The 14,864-nt window shown below is 65.8% G+C and carries 9 protein-coding genes; 5 read left to right on the top strand and 4 right to left on the bottom strand.

Annotated elements, in window-relative coordinates; translation table 11 throughout:
• The first annotated feature begins 8 nt into the window (after positions 1-8).
• The 4 genes from IWX87_RS14635 to IWX87_RS14620 all read left to right on the top strand — a co-directional run bounded on the left by IWX87_RS14635 (position 9) and on the right by IWX87_RS14620 (position 8,048).
• On the top strand, positions 9-2,246 hold the full coding sequence (locus IWX87_RS14635) for an NADP-dependent isocitrate dehydrogenase (RefSeq protein ID WP_196864268.1): 2,238 nt from the start codon (positions 9-11) through the stop codon (positions 2,244-2,246).
• A gap of 411 nt (positions 2,247-2,657) precedes the next feature.
• Positions 2,658-3,227, top strand: coding sequence for a DUF2760 domain-containing protein (locus tag IWX87_RS14630; RefSeq protein WP_196864267.1), 570 nt, complete (start codon positions 2,658-2,660; stop codon positions 3,225-3,227).
• On the top strand, positions 3,224-5,119 hold the full coding sequence (locus IWX87_RS14625) for an Hsp70 family protein (protein ID WP_370583914.1): 1,896 nt from the start codon (positions 3,224-3,226) through the stop codon (positions 5,117-5,119). Before IWX87_RS14630 ends, IWX87_RS14625 begins: the two co-directional genes overlap by 4 nt.
• Before the next feature lie 73 nt (positions 5,120-5,192).
• On the top strand, positions 5,193-8,048 hold the full coding sequence (locus IWX87_RS14620) for an Hsp70 family protein (protein WP_196864266.1): 2,856 nt from the start codon (positions 5,193-5,195) through the stop codon (positions 8,046-8,048).
• Positions 8,049-8,330: 282 nt separating this feature from the next.
• Here the strand turns inward: IWX87_RS14620 and IWX87_RS14615 are convergent, their stop codons facing one another.
• From IWX87_RS14615 to IWX87_RS14605, 3 genes are read right to left on the bottom strand one after another with little or no spacing between them, the layout of a single operon-like run.
• On the bottom strand, positions 8,331-9,983 hold the full coding sequence (locus IWX87_RS14615) for a c-type cytochrome (RefSeq protein ID WP_196864265.1): 1,653 nt from the start codon (positions 9,981-9,983) through the stop codon (positions 8,331-8,333).
• The gene (locus tag IWX87_RS14610; protein ID WP_196864264.1) at positions 9,980-10,618 is read right to left on the bottom strand and encodes an SCO family protein; all 639 of its coding nucleotides are present in this window, start codon (positions 10,616-10,618) and stop codon (positions 9,980-9,982) included. Before IWX87_RS14610 ends, IWX87_RS14615 begins: the two co-directional genes overlap by 4 nt.
• Positions 10,619-10,659: 41 nt before the next feature.
• The gene (locus IWX87_RS14605) at positions 10,660-12,666 is read right to left on the bottom strand and encodes a multicopper oxidase family protein (protein WP_196864263.1); all 2,007 of its coding nucleotides are present in this window, start codon (positions 12,664-12,666) and stop codon (positions 10,660-10,662) included.
• 256 nt (positions 12,667-12,922) lie between these two features.
• Between IWX87_RS14605 and IWX87_RS14600 the strand changes: the two genes are divergently transcribed.
• Positions 12,923-13,081 (top strand): hypothetical protein, encoded by a 159-nt coding sequence (locus tag IWX87_RS14600; RefSeq protein WP_196864262.1) that lies wholly within the window; start codon positions 12,923-12,925, stop codon positions 13,079-13,081.
• A 667-nt stretch (positions 13,082-13,748) separates the two neighbouring features.
• Here IWX87_RS14600 and IWX87_RS14595 read toward each other — a convergent pair.
• Complete coding sequence (locus tag IWX87_RS14595; RefSeq protein ID WP_196864261.1) at positions 13,749-14,615, bottom strand: class I SAM-dependent methyltransferase; 867 nt, start codon at positions 14,613-14,615, stop codon at positions 13,749-13,751.
• Positions 14,616-14,864 lie beyond the last annotated feature (249 nt).

The raw sequence follows: 14,864 nt of genomic DNA, 5'->3' as shown, positions 1-14,864 counted from the left end.
GGAGCCCCATGACAGCCGGAAAATCAAAAATCATCTACACGCTCACCGACGAGGCGCCGCTGCTGGCGACTTGGTCCTTTTTGCCTGTCGTGCGTGCCTTCACGGCGCCGGCCGGCATTGAAGTGTCCGAAAGCGACATCTCGGTCGCCGCCCGGGTGCTGGCCGAATTTCCAGAGTGCCTGACCGACGCGCAAAAAGTGCCCAACACGCTGGCCGAGCTGGGCCGCCTGACGCAGGACCCGGACACCAACATCATCAAGCTGCCCAACGTCAGCGCCTCGCAGGGCCAGCTCATCGCCGCCGTCAAGGAACTGCAGTCCAAGGGCTTCAAGTTGCCCGACTACCCCGAAAGCCCCACGAGCGACGCCGAAAAAGAGATTCGCGCGCGCTATGCCCGCTGCATCGGCAGCGCCGTCAATCCGGTGCTGCGCGAAGGCAATTCGGACCGCCGCGCACCCAAGGCCGTCAAGGAATACGCCCGCAAGAACCCGCATTCGATGGCCGACTGGAGCCAGGCGTCGCGCTCGCATGTCTCGCACATGCATCACGGCGACTTCTACCACGGCGAAAAGTCGCTGACACTTGGCACGGCGCGTGACGTGAAGATGGAACTGCTCACCCAAAGCGGCAAGACCATCGTCCTGAAGCCCAAGGTGTCGCTGCTGGCTGGCGAGATCATCGACTCGATGTTCATGAGCAAGAAGTCGCTGGTCGAGTTCTACGAAAAGGAAATCGACGACGCCTTCACCACCGGCGTGATGTTCTCGCTGCATGTCAAGGCAACGATGATGAAGGTCTCGCACCCCATCGTGTTCGGCCACTGCGTGAAGATTTTCTACAAGGACGCGTTTGCCAAGCACGGCGCGCTGTTCGATGAAATCGGCGTGAACGTGAACAACGGCATGGCCAACCTGTACGAGAAGGTCGCCACCCTGCCGCAAAGCACGCAAGACGAGATCAAGCGCGACCTGCATGCCTGCCACGAAGGCCGGCCCGAGCTGGCCATGGTCGATTCGGCCAAGGGCATCACCAATTTCCACTCGCCCAACGACATCATCGTTGACGCGTCCATGCCGGCGATGATCCGGAACGGCGGCAAGATGTGGGGCGCCGACGGCCGCCTGAAAGACGTCAAGGCAGTGATGCCCGAATCGACCTTTGCCCGCATCTACCAGGAGATCATCAACTTCTGCAAATGGCACGGCAACTTCGACCCCAAGACCATGGGCACCGTGCCCAACGTCGGCCTGATGGCCCAGCAGGCCGAGGAATACGGCTCGCACGACAAGACGTTCGAGATTGCCGAGGACGGCGTGGCCAACATCGTGGACATTGCCACCGGCGAGGTGCTGCTGAGCCAGGACGTGGAAGCCGGCGACATCTGGCGCATGTGCCAGGTCAAGGACGCGCCGATCCGCGACTGGGTCAAGCTGGCCGTCACGCGTGCGCGCAACTCGGGCATGCCGGCCGTGTTCTGGCTCGACCCGTACCGCCCGCATGAAAACGAGCTGATCAAGAAGGTGCAGGCCTACCTGAAAGAGCACGACACCAAGGGCCTGGACATTCAGATCATGTCGCAGGTACGCGCCATGCGCTTCACGCTGGAGCGCGTCGCGCGCGGGCTGGACACCATCTCGGTGACCGGCAACATCCTGCGCGACTACCTGACCGACCTGTTCCCGATCATGGAACTGGGCACCAGCGCCAAGATGCTGTCCATCGTGCCGTTGATGGCCGGCGGCGGCATGTACGAAACCGGCGCCGGTGGTTCGGCGCCCAAGCATGTGCAGCAGCTGGTGGAAGAAAACCACCTGCGCTGGGACTCGCTGGGCGAATTCCTGGCGCTGGCCGTGTCGCTTGAAGACCTGTCACTGAAGACCGGCAACACCCAGGCCGGGTTGCTGGCCCGCACGCTGGACGCCGCCACCGGCAAGCTGCTGGACAACAACAAGGGCCCCAAAACCCGCACCGGCGAACTCGACAACCGGGGCAGCCATTTCTACCTGGCGATGTACTGGGCGCAGGCGCTGGCCGAGCAGGCCGACGACGTGGCATTGCAGGCGCACTTCGCGCCGCTGGCCAAGTCGCTGGCCGAAAACGAGGCAAAAATCGTCGCCGAGATGAAGGAAGTGCAGGGCCAGCCGGTGGACATCGGCGGCTACTACCTGCTGGATGCGGAAAAGGTCAAGGCGGTGATGCGTCCAAGCGCCACCTTCAATGCCGCGCTGAGCGCGGTGCAAGGCTAAAAAGCCGGGCGGGCCGGCCCCAAGGCCAGCCCTTCAACGCCCTGCAGGCCGCAGGCCGTCGCAAGACGGCCTGCGGCTTTTTCGTTCAGGTCCGAACCCTTGCGCCAAGGTGCGGATGGCGCCGCATCATGCTGCTATGAATTAAATAGCTGCCTGCGCATGATGGACATGCGCAAATAGCACTTTTTACCCTTAAAAACTACCCGCCATCACCTGAGGGCGCGGTTTTTCTATGGACAATAGCGTTTTGCAACGGGGCGCCAGGCCCGGGAAGGCCTTCAGGCCCAGAGCGCGCCAGCCTTTTCCCGGTCAATGCCTGCGGGCAGCCCGTGCCGTCCGGCGCTGGCTGTCCTGGAAGCCCCCATCCCTTCATTTCATGTTCGGCCCCGGCCGACGCCATCAGGAGCCTTGATGACCGACCCGACCCCTTCCTTTTTCAAACGCGTTTCGCTCGCCTTCGGCAGCTTTTTCAGCACCTTGGGCGATGGCAACTATGCCGCCCGCGTGCAGGCGTTGCGCGAGCAGGGTGATGCGCCTGCCGCACCTGTCGCAGCGGCTGCTCCTGCGCCCGCGCCCGTCGCACCGCCCGTCTTCAAGGAAGCCACGCCCGAAGCAGCGCTGCAACTGCTGGCCTTGCTGCAGCGCGAGGCACGACTGATCGATTTTGTCCAGGAAGATTTGACGGGTTACACCGACGCCGAGATCGGCGGGCCGGCGCGGCTGGTGCATGAGGGTTGCGCCAAGGTGCTGCGCGAGCATTTCACGCTGGCGCCGGTCCAGCCCGAGGCCGAAGGCAGCCGCATCATGCTGAACGACGGCTTTGATGCCCGCGCCATCCGCCTGACCGGCAACGTGGTCGGCCAGGCGCCGTTCCATGGCGCCCTGAGCCATCGGGGCTGGCGTGCCCTTGATACCCGGCTGCCGCGCCTGGCCGCCGGCCACGACGCCAGCGTGCTGGCGCAGGCCGAGGTGGAGCTGTGAACGCCGCCACGACTGACAAGACCGCCCAAGCTGAAAGCGCCGTGGACGGGCCGCAGTTTTCCATCGGCATCGACCTGGGCACCACGCACTGCGCGCTGGCCTGGGTGGACATTGGCGCCAGCGACGGCGAAAAAACGGTTTACGGCGTGCTCGCTGTTCCGCAACTGACCGCGCCTGGCAGTGTCGGCAACCTGCCGCTGCTGCCGTCGTTTTTGTACCTGCCGCATGAAAGCGAACTGGCCGCCGATGACCTGGCGCTGCCGTGGAGCGCAGAGCAGGACTTTGCCGTCGGCGAAATGGCGCGGACACGCGGCGCGCAGACGCCGATCCGCCTGGTGTCCAGCGCCAAGAGCTGGCTTTGCCATACCGGTGTGGACCGGCGCGCTGCCATTTTGCCAAACGACGCGCCGCCCGAAGTTGCGCGCGTCTCGCCGCTCGAAGCCTCGACCCGCTACCTGGCGCATCTGCGCCACGCCTGGGACCAGGCGCACCCCGAAGCGCCGTTCGACCAGCAGGACGTGACCATCACGATTCCAGCGTCGTTCGACCCGGCCGCACGCGAACTGACCGCCGAGGCGGCCCGCGCTGCCGGCTACGTGTCAATGACGCTTCTGGAGGAGCCGCAGGCCGCGCTCTACCACTGGATACAGGCGAGCGCCGGCCAGTGGCGCAAGGACGTCAAGCCGGGCGAGATCATCCTGGTGATCGACGTCGGCGGCGGCACCAGCGACTTTTCGCTGATCGCCGTGCTGGAGCGCGAAGGCAACCTGGAACTGCACCGCGTCGCCGTGGGCGACCACATTTTGCTGGGCGGCGACAACATGGACCTGATGCTGGCGCATGTCGTGGCGCGCAAACTGGCCGCCGAGGGCAAGCAACTGGACCCGTGGCAGATGCGCGCGCTGACCTACGCCTGCCGCAGCGCCAAGGAAAACCTGCTGTCTGACGCCGCGCTCGACGCGCAGCCCCTCGTCGTCCCCAGCCGGGGCGCCAAGCTGATCGGCGGCGCGGTGCGCACCGAGCTGACCCAGGCCGAGGTCCGGGCGTCGCTGCTCGAAGGCTTCTTCCCGACGGTGGACGCGGCGGCCCGGCCGGTGAACCGCGCGCGCGGCGGCCTGACGCAACTGGGCCTGCCGTACGCGCAGGACGCCGGCGTGACGCGCCACCTGGCCGCCCTGCTGGGCCGCCAGGCCGGCGCCACGGCCGAGCTTGAAGGCTTTGCCGGAACGATTGATGCGGGCGCCAGCTTTTTGCATCCGACGGCGGTGTTGTTCAACGGCGGCGTCTTCAAGTCCGACCTCCTGGTCGAGCGCACGCTGGCGACGCTCAACGGCTGGCTCGCCGCCGAGCAGGCCCCGGCGGCGCGCGCGCTCAGCGGCGCCGACATGGACCTGGCGGTAGCGCGCGGCGCGGCCTATTACGGCTACGTGCGGCGCGGCCAGGGCGTGCGGATTCGCGGCGGCACGGCGCGCGCCTATTACGTCGCGGTCGAGTCGGCAATGCCGGCCATTCCGGGCTTCGAGCCACCCATCCAGGCGCTGTGCATTGCGCCCTTCGGCATGGAAGAAGGCATTGAGGCCGAGCTGCAGACGCAGGAATTCGGCCTGGTCGTTGGCGAGCCGATGCACCTGCGCTTTTTCGGCTCGTCAGTGCGGCGCCAGGACCCGCTGGGCGCGCTGCTCGATGTCTGGCAGCCCGACGAATTGCAGGAACTCGGCGAGATCCAGGCCACGCTGCCCGCCGAAGGCCGGCAGGCCGGCGAGATCGTGCAGGTCCGGCTGCGCGCCGTGGCCACCGACACCGGCACGCTGGCGTTGACGGCGGTGGCCACGCAGGGTGGCGAGCACTGGAAGGTGGAGTTCGATGTGCGCGCGGGCGGGCAGGCGGCTTGAAGCGGGCCGTTTTGCGCCTTCCCCGGCGTGGGCGGTTTGCAGATCCAGGCATTGAATTGATGCGTTGCACCTGATGAGCCGCTACATCGTCGGCATCGACCTCGGCACCACCCACACCGTGGTCGCTTACGCACCCCTGGCGGTGGAGCAGGCCGACATCCGCGTGTTTGACATCGACCAGCTGGTCGCACCGGGCGAGGTGACCGCCTTGCCGCTGCTGCCCTCTGTACGCTTTCACCCGGCCGACGGCGAGATGGCCGCCAGCGCGCTGCAACTGCCGTGGCCGGCCGACAGCGGCAACGCCGGCCAGCCGCCTGCGGTCATCGGTCAGTGGGCGCGCCGGCTGGGCGCGCAGGTGCCGGGCCGGCTGGTGGCCAGCGCCAAGAGCTGGCTGTCGCATGCGGCGGTGGACCGGCTGGCGCCCATCCTGCCCTGGGGCGCGCCCGACGGCGTGCCGAAAATCTCGCCGGTCGAAGCCAGCGCCAGCTACCTGCGCCATGTGCGCGCGGCCTGGAACGCGCGCTTTCCGGACAGTCCGCTGGAGCGGCAGGAACTCCGGCTGACCGTGCCGGCGTCGTTTGACGAAGGCGCCCGCGCGCTGACGCTGGATGCCGCGCGGCAGGCCGGCCTGCCCACGGTCCGCCTGCTGGAAGAACCCCAGGCGGCATTCCACGACTGGCTGCTGCGCCACCAGGGCCGGCTGGACCAGGAACTGGCGCAGACCCGCCGCGTGCTGGTCTGCGACGTCGGCGGCGGCACCACCGACCTCAGCCTGATCGACGTGGACATGCCGGAGGATGGCGGCCCGCCTCGCCTGACGCGCGTCGGCGTGGGCAACCACCTGATGCTGGGTGGCGACAACATGGACCTGGCGCTGGCGCACGCCGTGGAAGCGCGCATGGGCGGCACGCCGGGTGCGCCGTTGTCGGCCCCCCGGCTGGCGCAGCTGATGGACCGCTGCCGCGCCGCCAAGGAGGTGCTGCTGGCGCATAACGCGCCCGAACAGACGCCGGTCACGCTGCTGGGCGGCGGCGCCCGGCTGGTGGGCGGTAGCCGCACGGTGATGCTGCAGCGCGAAGAGGTCGAGCGGCTGATCGTCGACGGCTTTTTTCCGCAGGTCGGGCTGGACGCGCAGCCGGTGCAGGCGCGCGGCGGCATCGTCGCCTTTGGCCTGCCGTATGCGCGCGATGCCACCATCACGCGGCACATCGCCGCTTTCCTGCGCCAGCACGGCCCGGACCTGCCCGATGCATTGCTGCTCAACGGCGGCGTGTTCCGCGCCGGGGCGCTGGCGCAGCGGCTGGCCGAGACGCTGGGCGCCTGGCGCGGCGCGCCGCTGCGCCTGCTGCACAACGACAACCCCGACGTGGCGGTGGCGCGCGGCGCGGTGGCCCACGGGCTGGCGCAGCGCGGCCTGGCTCCGCGCATTGGCGGCGGCTCGGCACGCAGCTATTTCTTGCGGCTCGACGAAGCGAAGACGCCCGGCAAGCAGGCCGATGCCGGCCAGGCGCGCGGCATCTGCATCCTGCCGCGTGGCAGCGAGCCGGGGCACGAGGCGCTGCTGAGCGGCCGCAGCTTTGCCCTGCGCGTCGGCCAGCCGGTACGCTTCCAGCTGTTCAGCGCCGTGGCCGACGGCGCCGGCCAGGCGCCACCGCAAGCCGGCGAGCTGGTCACGCTTGACGACGACGCGCTGGTGCGGCTGCCACCCCTCGTCATGGTGCTGGCGGCCGATCCGGCCGATCCCGGCGCCAGCAACGGCCCGCTGGCGCGGCAGGACATCGCCGTTCAGCTGGCCGCGTCCCTGACCGACGTCGGCACGCTGGAACTGCACTGCGTGGCGCTGTCGGGCGCGCGCCAACGCTGGCTGCTGGCGTTCGACTTGCGCCAGCCGCAAGCCCAAGCTGGTGGCCCCGAAGCGCCAGACCCACGGCTGGCAGCGCGCATGGCCGAAGCCATTGCCCGGATCGACCGCATCTTTGGCACCAACAAGCAGCCCGTCAGCCCGAAAGAGGTCACCCAGCTGCGCGCGCAACTCGAACGCCTGCTCGGCGACCGCGCGCAGTGGACCACGCCGGTGCTGCGCCAGCTGTTCGACGCGCTGTGGCAGCGCGAACGCGGCCGGCGCCGCAGCGCCGCGCACGAGCGCGTCTGGCTGAACCTGGCCGGCTACGGCCTGCGCCCCGGCTTTGGCGATGCGCTCGACGCCTGGCGGGTGCAGCAGCTCTGGACGCTGCTGCCACTGGGTGTGCAGCATCCTGGTGACCGGCAGGTGGGCGCCGAATGGTGGACGCTGTGGCGGCGCGTGGCCGGCGGACTGGACGCTACCCAACAGCTGCGCCTGCTCGACGACTTTGCCTTCAACCTGCAGATCAGCGAAGAGGGCGCGGACGGCCTGGAAGGTGCCCGGCCGGTCAGCGGCAGCGCCGGCGACATGCTGCGCCTGGGCGCGTCGCTGGAGCGGATTCCGCCCGCCTACAAATCCGAGATCGGCGAATGGCTGCTGGGGCGGATGAATCAATCCGGCGTCGCGCCACCCGCCCGCCAGCGCGCCGGCCATGACAGCAGCGCCGACGACAGCTTGCTCCTGTGGGCGCTGGGCCGCATCGGTACGCGCGCGCCTTTCCACGGCAGCCCGCATGACGTGGTGCCGCCCGGTACCGCTTCGGCGTGGACCGAACGCCTGCTGGCGCTCGACTGGAAACGCCTGGAAGCCGCCGCCTTTGCCGCCGTCAACCTGGCGCGCGTCACCGACGACCGGGCCCGTGACCTGCCGCCTGCGCTGCGCGAGCAGGTCTTGGGGCGGCTCAGGGCGATTCACGCGCCCGTACCCTGGCTGGCGATGGTGGCTGAAAAAGTCGAACTCGACGAAGCCACCGAGCGCCGCATGCTTGGCGAATCGCTGCCGCCGGGGCTGAGATTGATGGGGTGATGCACGCCTTGGGCCTGCGGCTGGCAGCGCAGCCAATGGCGGGGTAAGGCTGAGTAAGTCGCGCTCAGTGCATCAAACCGGCTGCGCGGTAATTTTTTGGCGCCAGCATGGGGGTCAGTGCTGCAATTGATTAAAACCTTTTCCAGGGCATGAAGGTCTTTCGTCGTGTAGCCCCCCGCTTTAACAAGCTCGGCATCCGATTTCTGGGCTTTTTGCACATCGCTGGAATCATGAAGTGGCTTTACTGAAATTTCCGAAAATGGCCTAGCGTGCGACGTCACGCTAACGTGGCACGATCCAGTCGCCGGTAGCCGTCATCCGGGTGAAGTCGGGGGCCTTGTACTGCATGATGAAAGCGCCCTTCGAGCCGTAGCGCTGGTCAGGCCCGAGGGTGAAGCGCGGGTAGGCTGTCGCTATAGCGGCTTCGTCTGCGGCTTCGACCAGCTCGACAAAATACTCGCGCGAATAACGCTCGCGCATGGTCTGCAGCGCACGCACGCTCACTTCGCAAGCCGAATAAGTATTGCCCTGCAGGCGGCTTAGTTCAGACTGCAGCAGCAGGCCCTGGCGGGACATCCAGTGGCCGGTATTGAGCACTACCGTGTCGATTCGGCGTTGTGCCGACGCATAGGGGTAAACCATCCAGGCGCGCTCGCGCCAAGCCATGGCGAGCGGGGCTGCGTCAAGACCGGCCAGCTCGCCAGAGACGATGACCCGGCCAGCGCGCGGCGGGGGGGCCGTCTCGGTGAAATGGCGCAGCGCGCTTGGCTTGAGCCACAGCACCAGCGCGTCTTGCTCGGTCAGGGCGGCACCCAGGGCGCGGTCGGCTTGCGGGTCGTGCAACTGCTGCTCAATTTCGGCCGTGCTACCCAGCTCGCGCAGCCGTCGGTGCAGAGCCTTCGCCGCCAGCAGCGCAGCCTCGGAGCCGTCGGTGCGCTGCACAATGCGGCGCCAACCCCCAGCAGGTTTTTCATCGACCAGGCGCTCGGCCAGCGTGGCAGCTTCCAGACTCACGCCGCGCGAAAAATAAAACGACCAATGCGATGCGAGCGTGTCGTCCACGGCTGCCGTGTTGGGCAGGACGCAAGGCATCATTTCCCGTTCGCAGAATTGGTGGATCGGTGTCCAGCTGCCGCCGCTGACGCCCGAGATGACTGCGAACACCGGTTGCTGGCGCTGGAGCGTTGCCAGTTCCTGCGGCCACAGCGCCGGGTCGGCCCCGAGTTGCCACACATGGTGCTGCCAGGGCCGTGGCGCACCGGCGTGGCCGGACGGGCGGGGGCTGCGTTCAGCCAGGCAGCGCGACATAATGGAAAGCGTCATGTCCCGTTCAGCGGCGGGTGTATCGGCTGTGACTATGGTCGCCAGATGCAGCGCCTTGTCGTCAACACCGGGCGCCTGACCCAGCGGCAGGGTATCGAGGTAGGCCAGCAGTTGGGCCAGCGACGCCGCATCGAGTTCGTAGCGCGGCATCAGGTAGCCCATGGCCTGACCGCCAGGGCTGCTGCCAGTGAGCATTGCCTGCGCGAAACTCTGCTCGGTGTAGGCGGCGCGTGTGTGCGCAGCATGTTCGGTGCGCGACAGGCCGGTCGGCACCCGGCCTGTGCGGGGTGCCCAACGCGCGCCCGGCGCCCGCAGCAGTGAGCCGATGACCGGCGGAATCAGCTGGTTGCCTTCGGCGCCGCCTAGGGCGCTGGCACGGTGGCAGCTGATGCAGGCGGCCGATGCACCTGCCACGCGCACGCCATCAATGCGGGTGCCACGCAGCGGCATGCCATTGGCAAGCATGCCGGTACGGTAAATGCGCTCGCCGCGCTGCACCTCCAGCGGCACCGTAGCGTTATCCGTTGCCCAGGCGGGCAGGGCCGCCAGCACGGCCCAGCTGGTCGCCAGGCTGAACCGCGCCAATCCAAGCAGCGCCCCGGTCGGATTCATGGGGACGCCGTGAACAAAACCAGCGACTCGCTTATCAGCCGGTCAGGTGAGGCGAAGCCATCGAGCCGCACCCATTGGCGCGAGCCCATAGGCCGCACAAAAGTGACCGGCGTATGACCCATCTTGTCGGGTCGATAGACGTTGAAGGCACGCTGTATCGCATCAATCGCTTCCTGGCTGCCGGTGTAGAAGGTCCACTGCGGCCCGGCACCGAAGCGGCCTGCATACTCCGCAAGGCGAGCCGGTGTGTCCTGGCCTGGATCGACCGACACCGAGATCATCTGCACCTGCCCGGACCTGGAGCCCAGACGCTCCTGGGCAGCCGCGAACACCTGCGAAAGCGGCAGGCAGATGCCCGTGCAGGTGGTGAAGACGAAGTTCAGCAGTACCGGCCGGGTGTTGTCCAGCGCAGCTTCAAAGGTCATGGGCTTGCCGCTGTGCTGGCGCACCTGCACAGCAGGAAGCCTGACGTTGACCATGCTGCGCGAAACATCGTTGCCTGCAGCCGCTGTGCTGTTGGCGTCCTGGGCTGCGTGCTGGCCCGGGTGGGCCGATGCATCGACCCACCCGGCCGCCGCTAATGTTGAGAGCACAAGCGGCAGGACACGGCGGACAAGGCTTATGAACGGGTTCATGTTGTGTCCTCCTGGCAGGTAGCCCATTTAGCCGCCATGGCTTAGGCGACGACGAAACGACGCATCATTTCATGGTCCTCGTGCGACAGGATGTGGCAATGCCACACGTATTCGCCGGGCCGCGCGAAGGTCACCAGGAGGCGGGTCACTTCGCCGGGATAGGTGATCACCGTGTCCTTGCGTCCCGCCTCGTTGGCCTCGGCAGGACGTGCGGCGCCAGACAAGGCGACTTTCGTGAGGTAGCCGCCACTGGTGCTGCCACCGGGGCCCATGGGCTTGTCCAGCAGGGTGCCAGTGAAAGGCTGGCGGCTGAGGATGCGGAAATCCACCAGATGCAGGTGGATCGGGTGCGCGTCCACGGTGGTGTTGTGCAACTCCCAGATCTCGGTGCTGCCTGCGGCCATGATCTCGGTCACCGGGTCAGAGTAGAAAAAGGTGCCAAAGGCCGGGTTGGCTGGATTGCCCACTGACGGATTGACCGTGCCCAGCATCGTCTGCAATCGGCCCAGCGGGTCGGTGCCCTCGTACAGCATCAGCTTGCGCCGTGGCACGCCCGCCGTCTGCAGCGCGGGCAGTGTGCCGAGCACCGGACGCAGGAACACTGGCAGCACGGGTTGACGCACCCCCGTGTTGAGCGGCAAAGTCACTCTGAAAGTCATGATCTTGCCAGCCGTGAGCGGGTCAACCGGAGCGCCATTCGGGAACGGCACGTTGGCGGAGTTGCGCACGCTGATGGTCTCGTTGACCAGGCCAGCGAAGTTCACAACCAGATCGGCACGCTCGCCGGGTGCCAGCAGCAGGTGGTTGAGCGCGACCGGGGCGTCCATCAGGCCGAGCTCGGTGCCGACCTGGTGAAAACGCAGCACGCTACCGTCGGCCTGCTGGAACTTCAGATCGTAAAACCGGGAATCCGAGGCATTAAGCATGCGCAGCCGGTAGGCGCGCGGCTCCACCTCGCATTTCGGCCAGGGCACGCCGTTGACAAGGATGAAATCGCCAAAGAACTCGGGCAGGTGGGTGATGGCCGGCGCTGTGGGGTAAATCGCCAGGTCCGAAGACGGGTAGTACACCTTGCCGGTGGCATCGAACATCCGGTCTTGAATCATCAGCGGCAATTCGTGAGCATGCGAGGGCAACATGCCGCGCTCGATCAGGTAATCCTCATTGGCATCGCGGATCAAATAATTGCCGGCCAGACCCATGCTGACGTTGAGTCGGGTCACGCCCAGCGCATGGTCGTGAAACCAGAGATGCCCAGCTTCCTGCATGTTGTTGAAGACGTAGGGCGTGCTGTAGAGGCGGCCGCGGAAATCAGGCCTGCCGTCGCGGTCGGTGTCGGGCGTGGCCCAACCATCGGGCAGGCCGTCGGCAGCGGTATCGACACTGCTGCCGCCATGACGGTGCGCCACCAGCGGCACCGGCGCCTGGCCGCCCAGATTGCCCGGGTTGGCCCACATCAGCGTAGTGTCTATCGGCAGCCGGTGCGGCAGCGGCGTACCGCTGTCATTGAGCAGTAGATTCTCATAGCTGACCTGGATGCTGGAGCCGGATCGCACTGCAAAGGTCCTTGCCGGCGAGGTCGGCGCCTGACTGGCGGTGCCGTAACCCCACAGCACCGTGGTCAGCGGCTTGTTCCTGCCATCGACGAGGCCGATATTCGAGTTGAATTCCTTGATCTGCAGGCTGTAGCTGGTCAGGCCTGCGCTGGGAACAAAGCGGTTGATGGCGCTCAGGGGATTGGGCAGGGGCTCCCTGAATTTGGGATGGGCCGCCGCGTCGAGCAGCGTCACCGCCGTGCCGGGCGCGGCCAGCGTGACCGGCCCAATGCCCTGCGCCACCGTTGGCAAGCTGACCGTCGGGCTGACGGATACGGTCCCTGTGGTCGTCGCAGTGACCAACTGCGCATGGGCTTTCAGGCCGGTCAGGCTTGAGGCGCCAACGGCTATCACGCCGGCGAGAAATGTGCGGCGACCGGTGACCTTCGTCCGGCCGGTGTTGTCCGCATCGGCGGGAATGAGGTCATGATCGTTGCTGCTGAATGAGGCCATGGTTGTTCTCTTGTCAATTGATTTCCCGTCCCGCGTGTCCCAATGCGCACGGCAGCCGGTCTTGAAAACTTAAAAAACCAGACAAGAGTTCACCCATCGAGGTGCCGATCTCATCGGGAGCATCAGCGAGGGCAAAACATATACAAACAATTGCCTTTAGTATGTTTTTACTAACCGCGCTGAATTCAGTTTCTTGCCAACGTTGACAGTGGTCAATACCATGGAGGGCTAACCCGGCGCTGTTGCCTAAATCAGCGTGAAAAATATCTTTGAGATCAAAACCTTGCGTGAGCCTGACTCTTGCTTTTTGCCGCCAGCATCAAAAAATCAACATTTTAAAAATTCAAAGCTGTTGATTCAAAAGGATTTATTTTGTGCAGCAACGCCAGCAATCGATTCAGGATGGATGCAGTGAATAAAAATACCCGGTAACTTTGCATTCACCCATCGTGTGCTTCAGGCGTGAATAACGATTGGCACCAGCGCTTTGAGCTTGCACCGGAGCTGCCGGCAGGAATGAATGTGGATATTCCAATATGCAAAAAATATAACTTGATGAAACTGATGCCGTGTTCGGAAAGTTTGAGGTGCTGATGTTGCACAAGCCGGTCGAGAAATTTTTTTCACCACGGAGGTGCGCTTCTGGGGCGCTGCGGCACAGCATCGTCTGGGTGCCGCTTCAGTGAGGTAATCACCCGGTTTGACCAGAATGACGCATGCCCGCCACACCATTCACCCATGGGCAGTTGGAGCGTATTGCCCCACAGCTACCGCCTTGCCAAGGTCGTCTTGGCGGGAACCCAAGGGCTTTTTTTCAATGCACTGCTTTGGATGGCCCGCACGGGCACGCCTTGGCGCGACCTTGCCGAGCGGAAGTGGAAGTGGAAGTGGAAGTGGAATATGGTGCATCAGCGCTGGGTTTATTGGTGCGACAAGGCACACTTCGAACGTCTTTTTCTGGACGTGCAACAGCCCGACATGAAGGAGGTGATGATGGGCTCGACGTGCTGCCAGGCGCATCAGATCAGCCACCGGTCCAATACAAGACCTATAGCCGTGTCCCAGCTACCGCTTTCCCGCGCTCAACCAACCGGCCGCATGCCGTGGATCCGCAGCAACTCGTTCGGCCCTTCCCAGTTCCCATCGGCCAACTGGAAGACCTCCAGCTGCTCTTCCATGTCGGCCCACGCCGCTTCCCTGGCTTCGGAGTTCAGGTGGCCCAGGATCTGCAGGATGGGCGAAGCCGAGGTGCGCACAAAGTGCAAATAATCGCGCGCCGACGGCAGCTGGAACGGCGCATAGATTCGCTCCGTGGTCACGCCGGCGAATCCTGCCTGTATGAAATGATCTTCCAGCAGCCTCGGCTTGCCCAGGCTCAGCAGCCCGCCCGGCGCAAACGGATCGCGTGGCCCCAGGCCCGCATGCCGCAACGCAGTGGTCATCAACATGCCAAGGCACGGGTTACGCTGCGGCTCCGAAAACACCAACGCGGCGGCATGCCCGCCCGGGCGCAGTACCCGGTGCATCTGCTGCAGCGCGCGCAGGGGATTGGGGCAGAGCATCAGGCCGAGCCGGCACACGGCCGCGTCAAAACCGTTTTCGTCCAGCACCCGGTCTTCGGCATCGCTGACCCGCGTGTGCACCTGCGCCAGCCCGGCTTGATGCGCATTTTCGCGGGCGAACTGCAAGAAAGCCGGGGAAATGTCAGTGGCCAGCACCCGGCCGCCTTCGCCCACCCGGTGGGCAATCTCCAGCGTCTGGTCGCCCGCGCCGGCGGCGACGTCCAGCACCCGCATGCCCAGGCCGATCCGCGCCGCGCCGAGCAGCGCCGCCGTGGGGGCGGCGAGCCAGTTGTGGATCGCCGGTGTCTGGTGGTTCCAGCCGCTGGCCGACTCGTCCCAGGCCTCGCGGACGGCGTTCTTGAATTGTTCGGGGTTGGCCGGTAGCATGCGGACCTCCTGCGGGTGGATTGCGGTTGCGCCAGTCTGTTACCAAAGCGCAGCCCGCGCAAGCCGCCCAACACGGGCCTGGCCGCTGGCGGCGCGCCGATAATCAACAGCCTGCCCGCCCGCTGCCCCAGAAAGACCCGATGCCCCTAAAGCCCATTTCGTTATACACAACTCCGGCAAAATTCCCCTCAAGAAAGATTTGAAGGAAAACGATGGGCTGGGCAGGCACTGAATTTGAGACGATAGACT

The organism is Polaromonas sp. CG_9.7, from assembly GCF_015752205.1.
In the GTDB taxonomy this organism is placed as follows: Bacteria; Pseudomonadota; Gammaproteobacteria; order Burkholderiales; family Burkholderiaceae_C; genus Polaromonas.
This window is presented reverse-complemented; position numbering and strand designations above follow the sequence as displayed.